Genomic DNA, 17,793 nt, shown 5'->3' on the forward strand with positions numbered 1-17,793 from the left:
CGTATCATACTTGTATCGGAATATCGCTAGAAGAACATTAGAAATTGACTAGAATTCAGCGGAAGAATCCCCCCTGAACGCTTACTTCATTTTTAATAGGCCCGACGTTTTGAAGAAGTATGGTTTATCAGATGCCCTAAAGATCATCAGAGTTGACTGCGATATTGCTACCGATCCACCCAGCATATACATAGAATTCCTAAGAGCTCTAGGTGCCAATGTCGATGCACTTGGGGAAGATAATCTGACTACACTGAAAAACCAGTTATTAATTGAGAGTCAAAAATTTGGAGATGAAATTGATCTGGTTGTTATCTTTGATAATTTTAACCGGTCTTTACAACATTCCTTAGGTGAAGACTTTCTAAACTTTCTGTATGGCTTGCGGAATAGGCGACCAAAGTTGAATATCACCTACATTTTCATGACTAATCTTGATATAGACCTGACTGGCTTTTACAGAGTGGAGCGTTTATTTGATCAGGGTATAGATCATTCGATCTGCTGGCTCTCATTACTTAATGAGAAAGATGCCTTTTTCTCAATTGACAGACAATGGTACCGAGCAGGAGGAATTTCTGATAAATTCAGTCAGGTCATGCAAGAGAAAGTGAAAAAGAGGATTTATGAGTTAGGAGGAGGACATGCTTTGCTGGGCAAATACTTGTCCCATTTGATGTTGAGTGGTGAAATAACCGTGGACACTAAACCGGAGAAGCTTTTAGAGCACAAAAGTATTCGTTCAGCATGTGCCGCAATTTGGGAGGATTTGGAACAATACTATAAGAATTTCCTGATTGATGTGGCTCAAGAAGCACTTCCAACGAAGAGTGTAGGCAATTCTGTCAAAGAAGTTCTCCAAAACTATGGGGTATTGCAAGGGCAAACTCTTTTTTCCCCCTTGTTTGAAAGTTTTCTCAAAACACAACAAAAGGCAAATATAGTGTTAGATGTAAGTTGTGGTAAAGATAGAACCAAACTTGTCATCAAAACAATCGATCATCGTCAACTGCCTGTCACCCTGAATGAGCTTTCCCCCAAGAAAAGAAGTTTACTGTGTTATCTAGCCCAGAACCTCAGTGAAACCTGCACTAGAGAGCAACTGATAGAAATAGGCTGGTCTTCAGATGACCCGGACGAGCCGAAGTTGTATTATCAAGCCCTCAGTAGGCAGATGGACGACTTGAGAAAATGGCTAGGAAATCATAAAGAAATAGGTCGATATTTAGAAATCAAAACGGTTTGGGGTGTTGGCTATGTATTGGTTGTCAAAGGTTGATTTCCAGAATTCGACCAAATGCCATCGATCTATTGTTCCCTCTAGATAATTGAATAGTCCCCTGCTAAACGCACTACACTCATCCTAATATTTGTTCCCACAAATATTTCTATAATATAAAATTTGTCCCATTTTACCCTGCTCAATATTGAAGTTTGAATATTCTGTATGATTTGGGGTAATTTTGGGGAACTTTCTGGCGAGATGAGTTAGATGTTTACTGGTAAAGTTAAAGCAGTAAAAGATAAAAGCAGATAACGATGAAAGGGGTTTAGATCAGGAATTGGGTAATCTTTCTCGCCATTATTGGAATTAGCAGCATCTCCAAATCGCATCCGAAATTGGGTGGCTGGCTGGGGGTGGTATTGACAACTGGCATCTTTTTCTGGGGCCTATCTGTTTACAGTGATCCCTATAGTTACATAGCTTTTTTCGGCCTTCCGCTAAGCCAAGGCATGTTCTTTTTGCTTATCACTGCTTTCTATGGCTATGATGCCTGGATACTTTACAAGGTCCATCGCTCTGACCGAGCAATAGAATAAGGCCTATTTTCCCAGAAAAATTTTTCACCAAGCGACTATGTGTTGTGTGGCACCTGATAGTCAATCGAATAGACGCCACGCAATATACCCCACAACTGACAAAAGGAATATCCCCTCTATGAGCGCCTTAATCTTGGAACAACTACCGTCCCTAGCTTCGCACTTGATCGATGGAAACTGGCACGATATAGATGATCCACTTGAACATGATCCCGACTGGCATCAGTGGGGTGTGCTTGAACATACCCGGCGGGTATTGATTGCGATGAAGACCGAAGTACCTATATTCTGCCTGGCCTGGGGCGTACCCTTTATACAAGAATTAAAGAATGAGTTTGTCCAACACAAATCTAAATGGGAATTGCTTTTGGTTGCATGTGTTGTACACGATCTTGGCAAATGGGCCGGCAGAAAGGTTAACCACTCTGGTTCCCGCAGTTTCAAAGGACACGAGGCCATCTCTGAACAACTTCTCCGTCACGATCCCTTGGTCCTCCGATCACTGCTGGCTGCCCAGTTGTCGCCTGATCAGATCGACTACATTGCTAGCATAACTGGTTTACACTACGAGTTAGGCAAGCTCAGACAGATTGGTTATCAACAGGGCAATTTTGACCTAGCTTTTGTGAAATCAGACCAGTTTCGATTAGAATGTACAGTCTTGGCTCGACGCCATCAAGATTATACCCGCGAAATCGGTTTGATTTTTCTGGCCGATTCTCTGGCCAAGGTCGAATTTCGACCCGGACTCGAAACTTTCGCGGAAATTGAGGCTAGATTTCTGGAGCAAGGGCTTCCTCCAAAATTGATGAGAGCGGTGCATCAAGTACCAGTTAACATAGCCATGTGCCGACAATATGTTTTTTCCCTAAAATATAGTTAAATGGCTGCTACTGTTGGTACTTAAAAATTGATCTCTAAAGGGATAGGAGTTAACACGAGCCTGACGGCTCACCACCAAGAATGAAAATGGGGTGCAGCGTTCTGGACAATAACAACACAAGTGATGATATACTGAACTTGCGGGCTGGTTCAATGCAAACAGGCATCTGATCAGCCACGATAGTCATTAGGAGGTAACAGATGCAAGTCGTATACACACATTGTGCAGGTCTGGACGTTCACAAGAAGACGGTGGTGGCCTGTCGAAGTAGACCGAGGAACGGAGGCGGCGTGGAACAAGAGGTCAAGACTTTTGGCACGACCACGCCAGATTTACTGGAATTGGTGGAGTGGCTGAGGGATTGGGGATGTACGCATGTGGCGATGGAGAGTACGGGCGACTACTGGAAGCCGATATACAATTTGCCGGAAGGGGAGTTTGAAGTGTTGTTGACCAATGCCCAACATGTGAAGTATGTGCCAGGACGCAAGACGGATCTGGGCGATGCAGAATGGCTAACGGAGTTACTCAGACACGGCTTGCTCAAGGGTAGTTTCATTCCGCCCAAAGCTCAGCGAGATTTGCGTGATCTGACCCGCTATCAAACCAAATTGGTTCAAGAACGAGTGCGCCAGGTGAATCGAGTACAGAAACTGCTGGAAGGGGCAAACATTAAGCTGGCTTCAGTGGTCAGTGACATTTTTGGGGTATCGGGGCGGGCGATGTTGGAAGAATTGATTGCCGGTCAGACCGACCCAGCGGTCATGGCTGAGTTGGCCAAGGGGCGGCTGCGGAAGAAAATTGGCGTGTTAGAAAAAGCGTTAACCGGACAAGTTGAAGCGCATCATCGTTTTATGCTGGCCCAATTGTTGAGCCACATTGATTATTTGGATGAGAAACTGGTTCTGCTGGAAAAACGGATTGACCAACACCTGGAAACGATGGGGGAGCAAGCGTTGCCGGCGATGGAACAGGCCCAGGAGCTGACGGAATTGCTGATCGAACGAGCGCTGACCTGGCCCCTCGACCAGTCATTGCCGGCCATCTTGGCGGTTGCTTTGCTGACCACTATTCCCGGGGTCGATTGGAAGATAGCCGTCATCATTGTGGCTGAGTTGGGGCCGGATATGAGCCATTTTCCAACGGCTAAACATGCTGCCGCTTGGAGTGGGTTGGCCCCTGGCAATCAGCAGAGTGCCGGCAAACGTTACTCTGGCAAAACCAAGCCCGGTAATCAAGCTTTGAAGTCCACCTTGAGCCAAGCCGCTTGGGCTGCTTCTCGCACCAAAGACACCTACCTGTCGGCTCAGTACCGACAACTGGTGGGGCGACGGGGCAAGAAACGAGCCATTATTGCCGTCGCTCATTCGATAATCATCAGTGCTTATCATATGTTGTCTCATCACGAAGTTTATCGTGATCTTGGTGATAACTACTTTGATGAGCGCAAAAAAGTGGCGGTGGTTAATCGCTTGAGTCGTCGCCTAAGCAAATTAGGCTACGCTGTTCGGCTCGAACCATTGGTTGAAGAAACGTCAGGTTAATATTCAGCGTAAGTAGGCTGGTCAAAGATCGTTTTTTTCGCTGGTGTTGTGTACCCGCATAGGAGTTTGATCTGGATACTCGGAGGTACCACCAATTGTCGCCAACCGGAAACGGGGGAGCACGCAGAGGAGATTCTTGTCCAAGCGAGTATCCGTCCAGTCGTTAACCCAGGCTAATCTCCAGTGGTGGCCAAGGGATTAGTCGTCAAAACCAAAAAGAAATGGTAATTGCGGGATGTCTAATCTTAGTTATGTCAAATAGTAGGTATCACCGCTTGATCTTATATTGTCTTTTGACGGTTCAAACACCCAAAACAGGGTAAAAAACCGTCCAATATTTTCAGAGGAGGAATATTTAAGGAGGAGGAATATAAACGGGTTGATAATCGGGAATGTTTGGAGGAGGAACATAAATGGGCTGATAGTCGGGAATAGGGTGAATTGTAGGAATGGAGGGAATATTAGGAATTTCTGGTATATGAATTGGTGTAGGGATAGGTCTGAATAGAGAGTCTGGAAGGGGAGTAGGGATGAAGATGGGATCAAAGTCGGTAATATCTGGGACAGGAATAAGAGAGGGAAGAATTGGGGTGGGAATGGGGGTGGAGATTGCATTTAATGTTTCCTGAATTTTCTTAATCGTATCTAATTGTTCCCCTAAGCGAGTTGTAGGCGTAGAGACAAGGGCAGGGCTAAGTTCTGGTGGGGACATGGATCTGACTAAAGCCGGATATGCCTCTTTTTCACCCCATAAGGTCGTATGGAGTTGGTTATTGCTTTCTACTGTTTGTCGCACGGGGTCTTGCCAATGTTTGTTTAAACTCAGGACGTGTTCCAAATCGGTCAAAGCCCCATTATTGTCTCTCAGCGCAGTCAGGATTAAAGCTCGCTCGAAGTAGGTAGCCGGGTTCCGATTATTCAACTCAATAGCTGCGTTATAAGCATTCTTTGCTTCTTCAAGAGTAGAGGCAGTTCGCCCATTTAGCCAATGGCCAACTTCACTTGCCAGGGCTATGCTTTCTGCATCCTCTGACAGATTAAGTGCAGTTTGCATTGCTTGCAGTATCTGATTATTAGGCTCTGTATCTGCCAAATAGGTATACGTTCCCTTGACGACCTCTCTTACTTGCGGCTGTAAGTCCGGTGTAGCATTGTCAAATAGCTGGATTTTTTCATCAAGCGTTAGCGTGTTGAACAGAGTATGCGCCACTTCATCGTACCCTGGCATTTCGAATAAATTGGCCAGGTTGTTGAGTCGTAATGTTGGATCGACTGAGCTATTGAAGCTGTTTTCGTATACTTGAGCTTGTTCTTCTCTCTGCCATCTGGTATAAGTTCCCAACACTGCTGAACCAAGAAGTAGCAAGATTAATAATGCCATAACCATGAGAAGACGCACCTGGATGCGCCTTCTCTGGTCAACAGGCGTGTTGACCTTAATCCAGTCTAAGTCAAAAACCCGGCGATAGATATCATTACGCACTTGCAATATACCCTGTTCAACTCGCACCAAACCAAAGAGTTGCAACAGGTTTTGTTCTGGCGACAGGACATTTTCTTTAATCTTTTTCCCGCGATACACCCGCCTATAGATGTTCAACAACTGGCGACGCTGCTGGTTATCCTCGACATTCTCGACGCTATTTTGGACAAAGCGTAAGTTGGTTTCATTACGCGCCTCGGCTGCAAGAAGCAGCCGCTCCACCAGCCTATCCACCCGTTCAACGGGCCAATCGCCATCTTCTGACTCGGCAACGCTGAGGCATAACTTCTGAGTGAGGTAAGGATGTCCATGGGTCCAGTCGAAGATACGATTGAAAATGGCTTGCCCCTGCTCGGGATAGATGTTTTGCAAACCCCGGCTGAGAATCTGAGCATCGGCCGGGCTAAACTCACGTAAATCAATCCTGTCGCCAATGTTGAAGGGAGTCCGGCTGTGGTCTTTAATCAAATCGGCCGGCGTAGCCGCTCCCAGAAGGATAAAAGTCAAGCGCCCAAAGACTGGGTCAATAGCGCGGCGATTGTGCATCGCCCGAATGGCCACAAAAAAGTCATCGGTGAAGTTAAGTTTGAGCGTGGTATCAATCTCATCTACAAAGACGACAATAGAACTTTCGATCTCCAGCAGGACCACTTCGCCTAAAAAATTGGTAAAACGTTGCACGGGCGATAGCGCAGCCTGTTTTTGCCACCAATCTTCAGCGTCTACTGAGAGTCTCAATTCTCTTTCCAACTCAGTGAGCAGGTTCAGATACCATGCATCGGCAGTCACCGTACCTATATCATTCAAGTCAATCTGAGCCGTTTTTACCTGTTGCTTTTCCAGCCGGTGAGCGGTGCGTACCATCAGACTGGACTTGCCCATCTGGCGGGCAGTAAGCACATAACAAAAGTTTCCCGCCTGTGCCCGGTAGAACAATTGGTCATCGGCCGGGCGTTGCACATAAGAAGGAGAGTTAGGCGGCAGTGTGCCGCCGGCAGTGAAGAACTGTGAAACGTGAATTTTATGGCTCATTCTCTCTTGCCCTCTCTTTTTGTAACCATCCCTCTAACCCCATAATCATTTACCCTTAGACTTCTCTTGCAGCATATAGATGCGGATATGGTAGGTCGCAAAATCTGATGTTTTGTGCCAAGAGTTGAACCACCAAGTGAAAGAATCCCAATCTTGAGCGGCATCCTTTACAACCCGGCTATTTGGAAGTTCGGAACCTGGTCCCGCGCTACCCAAACGATTACCCCGCTGAAGGAATTCAAAACTATGGTCCGTATCCCATTCAAAACGATAAGTGCCATTCTGATGGGGTTTCCATTGCACCGCCAATCCTCCAGACGAATAATCGCGAAACGTATCTCGACAAATTTCTAACTCGAACGAACGATTGGGACTACGATAACATTCGTTGCCGCCATCAACCATTGGCTGAAAATTGATAGAACTTGCGCTTTCAGCCCATAAGTAGACCCACTCACCATATTGAGTCGGAACACGATAATCCTGGCGCGAGTCTGCTATCAGAATCCACTCCTGTTGTTCTGGCGGTATCTCGCGCGGCGTACGCCAAGTCGCTCCTCCATCGGCGCTTCTGTAAAGACCAGCCCCAGTGGCCGCCAACACAATATCAGGATTGGTGGGATGAACCGCAATGGCTTTGACGTAATGAGGCCATCCACTGTTTGGGTTAATAACCCAGCCGTTACTAATATTTTGCCAACTTTCGCCGCCATTGGTACTCTTGAAGATGCCTTTTGCCACCCGGTTGTCTTCATAACCACTCCCGGTATAAACGATATCAGGATTGCTGGGAGCATAAGTAATGGCGGAATAGGCCGAGTCGGCTCCTCCAAAAATCAAACCTGCGCTGACTGAACGAAAATCAACCCCATTTTCAGTCTTGATGATGCCCGCTTCGTATGAGTTGATCCCGGCCAGATAAACATCCTTTTGGTTGGGATGAGCTGCCAGACTAAAGGCTCCCTCGCCAACATTGAAGCCCAGACGAATGAAATTACGACCAGCATCAGCGGATTTATAGATTTCACCGGCTGCGCCGCCGACATAAATGATGTCGTTATTAAAAGGGTCAACGACAATCTGGTAGAATCTGCTCACCCCTAACCCATTGCCATACCCATCAGCGTGGGTACTCCAATTTTTGCCTCCATCTGTAGAAACAATCAGAGTTTCTCCAATGCCGCCATAGATAATATTGGGGTTTTCGGGATGAACTGTGATGACATCCACAGAACGATTGGCAGTACTCAGGCCACTGCTGTAAGCTTCCCAGGTGTTGCCCCCATCGGTTGATTTAAGCACAGCATTCCAGGAGGAAGCATAAAACGTGGCCGGATTGTGAGGGTCAATAACGAAGGCGGTTACGCCTGAAGCGTTTACCTTCAATTTGCCCCAGGGACCATCGCCACCATGGCTACTCTTGTAAATCCCATCCCCTTTCACCACGACAAAAACTTCCTGGGGATTACCTGGATTAATGTCTACATCAATAACTTCTTGGGGGCCAATATAGGCAATGGGCGCATCAGTTTCAACCAACGGCGTAGGAGTAGGGGTTGGCGTAAAAGTAGCCGTTGGTGGAACCGGGGTGGGGTTGACAGTTGGAGAGGGAGTACTGGTCCAGGTGGGGGTAACAGTCGGGCTGGATGTGCTGGTTGGACTGGAGGTGGTTGTGGGTGGGACAGGGGTCGAAATGGCAGCCGGCATAGAGGTATGAGTCGGAGTGGGGACGAGGGCGATGAGGGCAGGATGGGCTTCCTTTTCCTTCCATAAGATTTCATAGAGTTGAGGATTGTCAAGTAAGGCTCGTTGTATCTGTTCTTGTCTGTTTTTATCCAAATTCAGTCCAACTTCAAAATCGGCCAGGGCATCCTCGTAATTGGCCATAGCAACCAAAACCAGCGCTCGTTCAAAGTAAGTAGCGGGGTTCTTATCATTCAGGTCAATAGCGGATTTATAAGCCAGCCTTGCCTCTTCATACTTTTGTCCAGCGACAGCAGCCCGGCCATCTAACCAGCGGGCAATTTCATTGACTAAAATCACACTGGCTGGTTCTTCAGACGATTCAAGAGCTGATCGCATGGCAGTCAGCAAAAGATTGCTCTCCTCTGTATTACCCAGTTCAGTATATACCCCTTTAATCACCGTTCTCACCTGTGGCTGTAACTCAGGGGTTGCGCCAGTGAAAAGCGCAATCTGCTCGTCGGGGGGGAGGCCAGTGAATAATACGCGCGCCTTGTCATCATATCCCTCCAAACCAAACAGGTTAGCCAAGTTGTCAAGACGTAAAGTTGGGTTGGTCGTATTCGTGAAATCCTCCTCGTAGGTGTTAGCCAGGATTTCATTAGCCCGTTGTTCTTGTTGCCAGATATAAAAACCAAAAGCTGAAACCAGAATTACAACGAGTAGGACGGCGGCGATAGCAATACGCCGGGTCCAGTCAACCGGCATACTGGCTTTGATCCAAGCCTGGTCAAAAACCCGGCGGTAAATTTCATTACGTACTTGCAAAATATTCCGTTCGGTTCGCACCAGGCCAATCAGCTTTAACTGATTTTGTAGGGGCGACCGTTCATCTTCTGGCACCACCTCTCTCTGGTAGATTTGATGATAGAGTGTTAACAGTTGGCGCCGGCTTAGGCTGTTACTGATGCTGGCCCGGATAGGTCCCAGGTGGGTTTCTTTGCGACGCGCCTCTTCCGAGAGAAAAAGCTTTTTAACCAATTCATCCACCTGCTCATTACCCCAATACCCATCTCCCGTTTCGGCTACGGCTAAACATAACTTCTGAGTCAAGTAAGGGTAGCCATTTGTCCAATAAAAAATGCGGTTAAAAATGGTCTCGCCCTGGCTTGGGAAAATGGCTGCCAGTCCTTGTTGGAGCACCTGGGCGTCTTCTCGGCTGAACTCGCGCAAGTCTATCCCCTGGCCGATATTGAAAGGCGTGCGAGTTTGGTCTTTCATTAAGTCGGATGGAGCAGCCACGCCCAAAAACACAAAGGTCAAGCGATTGTACTCCGGGTCATCGGCGCGTTTGTTGTAGATAGCCCGGATAGCTGCAAAAAAATCGTCGGAGAAATCTAACTTGAGCGTGGTATCAATCTCGTCAATAAAAATGACGAACTTCAGGTCAGGTTCCGCCAGAATGATGTATCGTAAAAATTCAGTAAAGCGGTGTACCGGACTCAGATTAGCTTTCTCTGCCCACCAGGTGTTTGGGGTAATCGCAGATTCTAGCCCCTTTTGTAGGCTGGTAATCAGTCCAAAATACCACTGGTCAGCAGTGGTAACTGCGCCAATCTCAGATAAATCAATAATGGCTACGCGGATTCCTTCGGCGCGTAAGAGATTAGCCGTGCGACTCATCAGGCTGGATTTGCCCATTTGGCGAGGGGTGAGAACATAGCAAAACTCGCCAGCCTGCGCCAGGTAGAACAATTGATTATCGGCCGGGCGTTTAACATAAGAAGGAGCATCAGCTCTCAAAGTGCCGCCGGCGAAAAAAAATTTTGAGGGGTTTGAGTCTACGCTCATTACAGTTTGTCCTGAAAGTACAGCCGATAGAGGTCACAACGGCAGGTATAGACCTCGCCGCTCCCCTTCACCAACCCGGCCCGCAAGAGGCGGAAGCGAGCCATCTGGTCGTCGCAACGACCAAGCTGAATAACTTGTTTGAGGGCTGCTTTCAAATCAGGTTCATTACGCAGCAGCCAGTGATAACGCCGGAGGTGGTCGCCAAAGGGGCCCTGGTCAGCGGTCGCCATGCGCGTCAGGTCGGTCCAACTCACCTTTTCTGTGGCCAGGATATATAACGCCTGGCGGGTGAGGTAGGGATGGCCGTTCAGCAATTTTATAAAATCGCCAAAGTTATACTCCTGCACAGGCGAGTCGTGTCGTTGGTTAAGGTCTCTAACCTGGGTTTCGTTAAAATCCTCCAGTTCAAGGGTGTATCCCACATTGAAAGGCGAGCGATGGGCATCAGCAATGATGAGATACGGCTCGGTGGCGATGACCAATACAATGTTGAGCCTGTCCCAGCCATAGCGAGCATGAGAAGCCCGCCGGTTGTGCCACAGGCGAATCAAGCCAAAAAAATCTTGATAGAAGGAGGTTTGCAACAAATAGTCGGCTTCATCCATAGCCAGAATGACCGGGGCATCGGATTCGCGCAGAACATAATCTTCCAGGAAATATGTCAGTTTCTTCTCTGGTCTCTGAGAACCATGCCACGCCTTTTCCAGGCTGGTTTCGTCAAGACGAAGCTCATGGCAGATTAACCCGGCCAGTTCATACAAAAAAATATCGGGCGAGGCCAACGAGTCATGGCCAAAACCCTGAAAATCAAGCGATATAACTTTAGCTCCTTGCTCATAAGCATAATGGAGACCCCGCATTAACAAAGAAGTTTTGCCTGTTTGGCGAGGAGCGCGAATAGCGATGGCGGTTCCTGATAACATGAGTTGCTTAAGCCGGGCGTCTGCTCCCCGCTCAATATAGAACTTATCACGCAATTTTATCACCTGACCTGGCGCTTCCAATGCTTCAAGAAAACGTGGGTCGAACTGGGGTAGCGGCGGCGGCAGAGTCTCCTCATTGATAGTGGGTCGTCCATCTTCAGAGATGATAAGACCTTCAGACATAGGTTTGGTTTTAATCGGCACTTGCGGCGGTAACCGGCCTTCGATGGCGGCCAGAATATCATGACCAACCCGCTCGTTGTCTGCTTCGTTTTGCCATAGGACGTATTGCAGCGGGTCCAAAAAGAAATCAATGGAGTAGGGTAATAACTCCTCATAAGCCATCCGCACCGGAAGCGCGTGAGGTTTACCTTGTAACTTTCGATACTCATAGGCGCGCCGGATTTCGGCTTGCACCATTTCACTATTAGCCGACTCCTTTGATAGCAACACTATTAGAAAATCACTGGTTTTAATTTGCTGATCAATTTGTTCCAACCAGTCATCACCCGTACGCAATGTACGGTCAATGAAAACGGCGTGGCCTTGGGTAGTCAGGAATTGATGCAAATAGGTTGCCAATTCCCGGTCAGAATCAGTTTGCTGTTTATAAGAAATGAAAAATTGAGTTGATTGGGGCATAGGCTCGTCTCCTTGTGATTTTTCCTGCAAATGTATCGACGTTGCCGCACCCCAGAATGCAACCTGTTTGGGTCTAGGAGCTTCCGGCAACTCATCCAGGTCTTCAAATTTCAAAGCACCGAGCAGGTAAAGACTCAGACCAAAGTAATATTCTGTCCAATCCGCAGTACTAAAGAGACATTCGCAGGCCATCTCACGAATGGCACCCAGCATGGCCAGGGGCTTTTCCAGGCTAGGATGAAGTGGTTTAAGCGAAGCAAATCGATCAGGATGGAAGGTAGCATTATGCAACTGTTGGTAAAGAACGTAAATTGTTTCCGGCTCTAACCCAGTTTCAGCCAGAGTTGGAGGGATAAGCTTGGTCACGATGGCTGTTTCCAGGTGCAACAAGTCGTGCAGAACGTGACCCTGGCAGACAGTGGCAAAATCGATCAAGCTGGGTTGGCGGGTGTCCGGGTCTACCAGCACATTTTCCAGGTTCAGATCACCGTGAATGGTCGAAGTATGGACGGTCAAGAAAGTGTTGAGAATTTTTGGATAAGCCAGCAAAGGATTTGGCAGGGAGACAGAGGGCAAAGTGGTTTGGCCAGTTGACAATGTTAATTGTTCAGCGGACAGGTCAAAGGTCTGGCCCATCACGTGACGGGTCTGCTCTATCAGCAAGTTGTGGCGAGAGGCTTCGATTATCCCATGAAGCGAGTCAACCACCTGGCCCACCTGGTAGCGGTCAATGTCTGGTACATCCATCAGACGTAGGCGGTAAGAATCCGATAGCTGACCTGTTGTTGGCCTGGGGGGTACGTTGAGTGTCACCTGATTGTGGTCATCATCTATCTCGGTGACAACAAATCCGCGAAGATGGACGTGACCTTTGTCGATGATATGAGACGAGGGGAGGTGACCTGGCTCGATGGAAATCGAGTCATCAGCAGGAGATGAGTCCGTGGGTCTAATTAGCAAATTGACAGGTAATAAAGCGTCGTACTCCGCTTGCAATCTAAGACGAGCGGCTCGATGAAACCGCCACCAGTTATCACCCATGATCTTGAAGAGACGGTTTTTTAGCACCCAGGTCAGATCGCCGGAATTGGCCTGGAAATAGTAGTCGTGCAAGCTCTCTACGGCAAAAGTGCCGCTGCCAACCAGGGTATAACGCAGGCCACCCCATAAGCTGCCAGAGGGAAAAGTGGGCGGCGACTCAAGTCGGGCGATTTCCGGTAGCGTATCTTTGACCCAGGTTTGATAAGCCTGCCACTCCTGATGAATTAAACTGATGGGTCCTATCTTGACAGCTAAGGGCAGGTGAACCTTATCCCTGGTTTCAACCGGGCGCACCCGGAAGACACGACAACCACCCAGCCCACAACCAAATTCAGCTTCGATCTCAAGCCAACCATAGTCGCTGAACATCGTCCGAAGCACCGTTTCCACCTCAGGAGGTAAGCGTGTCTGATCCCTCGTGTGGATAGTCAGGCCAGCAGAGGGTTTGCTGGCCTGAGGAGGGACAATTGAGACAGTAGCTTGATCATCCAGACTACTAACAAGATCAGTCAGTAACGCTTCAGTGGTCGCATAACGCTGTTCTCGATGTTTGGCCACAGCCCGTGTAATTAGGCGGGTGACTGTCTGTGGCACTTTCTCATTTAGTAACGTCAAATCAACGGGTGTATCAGAACAAAGTTCAGCAATCGTCGAAGTCACTGAACCTTGATCCAGTGGATTGTGCCCAGTAATCATCTCCAGGAGAATAATCCCCAGGGAAAAAATATCAGTCCGGGCATCTACAATTTCTCCCCTGGCTTGTTCCGGCGACATATAGACCGGAGTGCCGACCAAGACGCCGGTCTGAGTTACCTGTTCCCCGCCTTGCCAGCGAGCCAGACCAAAATCTACCAACTTCAGAATCCTATCCCCGGTAAACATCACATTAGCCGGTTTTACATCACGGTGAATGATTCCGGCTTGGTGCGCATAAGCCAGAGCCTGGCCCAGAGGATGAAGCAGAGTCAGAATTTCTTGCCAGGGCAGAGGCTTCTGTTGCAGATACTCTGTCAAGGTATCGCCTGTGAGCAATTCCATGACTACGTAAGGTGGCTCGTAATCCAAATCAACGTCATAAACAGTGACGATATGGGGATGATTGAGTTGAGCAGCAGTTTGCACTTCGCGTTGAAAGCGTCGTCGCCATTCGTTGCTACTGGCTGAATCTGGCGGGGTAATGAGTTTTAGCGCGACTTTGCGGTTAAGTTGAGGATCATAGGCGCGGTAAACCTCGCCCATTGCTCCCCGCCCCAACAGCTTTAAGATTTCGTAGCGGCCAATTTGCTGCGGCGTCATTGGCATTCTCCTGATTTCTAGATAGCCAATCGCCAGGCATTTCACCAGAGAAAATCACCTGGGTTCGAATATGATCCATTTCATTGGCAACAAAAAAGCGCCTTAAAAAAGGCGCTCAAAAAATCTATTTTAACCGGCTAATCTCGATCAAACCAGCAATTTGGCCGGAGAGAACGACGTGAGGCCAATTTGACATGGTTGTCATCTTATCGGCTCCTCCGACAGAGCCAAACTGCACACAAACATCCTTTGAACTTCCCACCTTTTCTCTTCCCCAATTTCTGCTGAATACATTGTAATATTTTTCCTTAAGTATAGCAAGAAAAAAAACCATCTGTTTTCCGTTAATAAAAATTGGGGGAATTTGGAGTAAATTTGGGGCTTTTGTCGACGAGATAATTTAGAACTTTCCTGATATTGTAGGGGTAGTTGTCATCAAACATAAGGAGGATTCAAATGAAAACCTTTCTTCGAATGATCGTTTTTGTGGTAATTGGTTATCTTGTCTCATTTGTGTTAATAGGTGTGGTTATGGTTGCTGTTATACCATTATCTTCAACACATGTATCTGAAGATACAGACCAGGGAGGTCAGATTTCAATCCTGCAGATGGCAATTGATGGTGAGAAATTTAGCAGCATTATCAATCTTGCCTTATGGCCAGTTATTCTGGGAACTGCCTACGGGCTGGAACGAGGGTGGCGTTTCTGGCGTCATCAGCCTGTCAAAAAAGCGCCGGGCTGGCTACGCTGGCTGGGCGCTGCTGTAACCGGCCTAATAGCCGCGATAATGGTGGATAGCGCCTACAAACTCTGGCTGATATTTTCTCTGCCCACAGAATATTTGGTCCAACCAAGCACCTATGGGCGTGAATTGGCAGAATTTGGTCAACGGTTCGAAGCGAGTGGTACGATTACCATTTTGGTCTGGATTGGGGCAACAATATTGCTGGGCTGGCTATCAGGGCAGTCTCCCCAAACTCAGCCTGACTCACCATCTACCTTTCGAGTATCCGCACAACAGTCCAGGTCGGATGACTCAACGAGTGTAGTGCGATCATCCATGAAGTAGGTTGAAACAAATTAGCAGAAAGGAGATTTAAGAAATGAAAAGAGTATCATTTTTTGTCTGGATTTGTCTATTGACAAGCATCATCTTGAGCGCTTGCGGCTCATCTGAGACTGAGCGTAATGTTACAACCACAGAAGTCGCGATTCAGATTGAAGTTACCCAAACCACCCAGACCCCAGCGCTAGCATCAACCGTTACATCAACTCCACCGCCGCCCACGCCGACACTTACTCCCACAAACACGCCAACACCGACCCCTATTCCTACCGCCACCCCCATTGCGGGCTTAGGCGTGCCAATTAGCGGCGGTCGCTGGCAGGTCACGCTTACCGACGCCCGCCAAGAAACAAAGTTGACCACCGGAGGTTTCCTTGATAAGACAACCTACACCCCCAAACAAGCCGGCTATGCCTTTCTGGTGATTGATTTCAATTTCAGAAGCTTGGACCCGGCCTCACCAGTAGCCGGAGTACCCTCGCAAGCCATTACCGCTATCAGTGCAGATGGACAGATTTTGACTCCTATCGGTATCGGCGGCTTCATCACTAATAATTACGTTTGCGTCGAAGATTGTGACTATATTTTGAAGCCTGCCAATCACCGCCTGGCCTTTCTGGTCAAGCAGGAGGTGATAAACCAGCCGTGGAGGTTACAGGTGCCGGATGTTCCCTCTCTACCTTTCTCGGTGAATGAGAAGGCAGCCTACCCCTTCGTCACCGAGGTCGGCCAAGAATTGGGCGTGTTGCCGTCTGGCTGTCAGCTTGAAGCCCTAACTTCCCTGGACCGAGTCGGGGTGCTGAGTTATACCTATTGGAATAAAGACAACTTGACCCTGGCCAGTTTGGCCGCCGATGGCTCTCAGGCAACGCCGATTTGCGCCGGGATCGCCTCGGCCTATTTCCAACGCGCTATAGACGGAGCCGCTCTGCTCCGGTTAGGTTCCTTACAGGGCTGGTCCAATCTGTACGCCATTGAGCCGAATGGGCGGGTCTTTGTCCTGGTCAAGAATAGTCCGACTATCTGGGCTGAATTCGATCCCACCGGGCGGTACATCTTCTTTACCGCCACCGAACTGGGAGAAAAGGGCCAAGAAGCCTTGTATGTCTTTGACCGCGAAACCATCGCCACGACGCAGGTTAAGCGGGGAGAATGGGTCAATTTTAACTTTTTCGACGACGGCCGGCTGTTAGTGAGCGTGAATCCTCCCAGCGGTGATACCCAATATTATCTAGGGCAGGCCGACAACCTGGCTCTTGAACCGTTTCAACTACCTGAAGGTATTTACACTTCCGATATTGCCAGCGATGGGGAGCATCTTGTTTATACCGACCTTGACGACAATGGCTCTGATTACCATTTATTTATGGCCGAATTCGATGGCAGCAAGGCCCTAAAGCTGGTAACTGCTCAGGATTGGGTGAGCGGCGAATTGGCCCCAAACGGCCAATTTATCTTAATCGAGATCCCTGAGGGAGCGCAAAAGAATCAGGAGCAAGAGCCTAGCCACAAAGCCGAGTTACGCCGCCTGACCAGCGATGATAGCTGGACGATACTCCAAGGTGGTGGAAGCCTGAGTTTTAGCTTCTCTGCTGACAGCCGGTATGCCCTGGTGTACAACTCGGTAGAGGCCGAAGACATCAAAATGCCGGATCAAAGAACTTTATTCATCGTCAACACCGCCAATGGCAAGGTTGTGGCCGAAATTGACCGGGTGATTAATGCTGTTTTCTCCCCCGACAACACTCAATTGGCCTACACCGTCCGTGAGGCTGATGGCCACCCGGCCATGTATATCTTATCTCTGGAGAGTTTGGCAACGCAACCGTTGGGCGAGGGCGTGGTTAACAATTGGTGGCCTAGTGGGCCGGACTCTGTTACTTTGAGGTCAACCCCAACTGTTACAGCCACTCGCAAGGCCGACACGGCCGGGCAAACCGGCGATACCCTGGTGCCGACCAAAACCCCCACCCCTACCCACACAGCCACACCTATCCCGGCCACGCCTACTCCCCCACCGGCCACGCCTACTCCCAGTCGGCAGTGGGTGCTGGTGGCCGATTCCGCCGCCGATTTTCCCGGTCCCATTCAGAGCCGGAAATGGTGGTATTTGTGGTCAAAAGGCCGCAACAATTTCATCTGGCAGGACATGGCCGAAGGGCCGGAGTGTTACCACGCCCCCAACGAAATGACCCTGGAGATTTGCCGGGACCGGATGAAGGTTGATATACGCTCGCGGGGCGACGCGGCCTTGCAGTGGAAAGCGCCCCAGGGAGGCACTTATCGCTTCGAGTGGTCTTCTAACGAGGTTGATGGCGACACCGTCCTCTGGTTTTACAAACACCTCGATTTCGTCGGCAGCCAGGGGCCGGGTTCTGAGTTGCCCTACAGCGCCATCGTCGAGGATGTGATTGATTGGGAACTGTTTTTCTGGGTGCCGCAATACGACACCCCCTATCAGGTGAAAGTGTACAAGCTGCAGGAGTAGCTTGGATATCAAGCATTATCTTTGGGAGGATGTGATGA

7 protein-coding genes and 1 pseudogene are annotated in these 17,793 nt (G+C 48.7%); 5 read left to right on the forward strand and 3 right to left on the reverse strand.

Going from position 1 to position 17,793, the window contains the following annotated elements; all coding sequences use genetic code 11:
* Positions 1-109 precede the first annotated feature (109 nt).
* The 3 genes from JW953_11185 (at position 110) to JW953_11195 (ending at position 4,248) form a co-directional block, all read left to right on the forward strand.
* Positions 110-1,279, forward strand: a complete 1,170-nt coding sequence (locus JW953_11185) for a winged helix-turn-helix domain-containing protein (protein MBN1993259.1) — start codon at positions 110-112, stop codon at positions 1,277-1,279.
* Between the two features lie 660 nt (positions 1,280-1,939).
* A complete protein-coding gene (locus tag JW953_11190; GenBank protein ID MBN1993260.1) occupies positions 1,940-2,704 on the forward strand; it encodes an HD domain-containing protein in 765 nt (254 codons plus the stop codon).
* A 200-nt stretch (positions 2,705-2,904) separates the two neighbouring features.
* Positions 2,905-4,248 (forward strand): IS110 family transposase, encoded by a 1,344-nt coding sequence (locus JW953_11195; protein MBN1993261.1) that lies wholly within the window; start codon positions 2,905-2,907, stop codon positions 4,246-4,248.
* Positions 4,249-4,603: 355 nt separating this feature from the next.
* On the opposite strand, the gene JW953_11200 is transcribed toward JW953_11195, so the two are convergent.
* Genes JW953_11200 through JW953_11210 form a run of 3 tightly spaced genes read right to left on the reverse strand, consistent with a single transcriptional unit; the run spans position 4,604 to position 14,199 of the window.
* Positions 4,604-6,763, reverse strand: a complete 2,160-nt coding sequence (locus tag JW953_11200; GenBank protein ID MBN1993262.1) for an AAA-like domain-containing protein — start codon at positions 6,761-6,763, stop codon at positions 4,604-4,606.
* A gap of 45 nt (positions 6,764-6,808) precedes the next feature.
* The gene (locus JW953_11205) at positions 6,809-10,297 is read right to left on the reverse strand and encodes an AAA-like domain-containing protein (protein ID MBN1993263.1); all 3,489 of its coding nucleotides are present in this window, start codon (positions 10,295-10,297) and stop codon (positions 6,809-6,811) included.
* Entirely contained in the window at positions 10,297-14,199 is a 3,903-nt protein-coding gene (locus JW953_11210) for an AAA-like domain-containing protein (protein ID MBN1993264.1), read from the reverse strand. Before JW953_11210 ends, JW953_11205 begins: the two co-directional genes overlap by 1 nt.
* Positions 14,200-14,655: 456 nt before the next feature.
* Between JW953_11210 and JW953_11215 the strand changes: the two genes are divergently transcribed.
* Positions 14,656-15,270 carry a hypothetical protein gene (locus JW953_11215; GenBank protein MBN1993265.1) on the forward strand — a complete coding sequence of 205 codons (615 nt, stop codon included), beginning with the start codon at positions 14,656-14,658 and terminating at the stop codon, positions 15,268-15,270.
* 1,951 nt (positions 15,271-17,221) lie between these two features.
* Positions 17,222-17,305 (forward strand): annotated as a pseudogene (locus JW953_11220) (regulator).
* The last annotated feature ends 488 nt before the right edge of the window (positions 17,306-17,793 follow it).

Source organism: Anaerolineae bacterium (genome assembly GCA_016931895.1).
Taxonomy (GTDB): Bacteria; Chloroflexota; Anaerolineae; order 4572-78; family J111; genus JAFGNV01.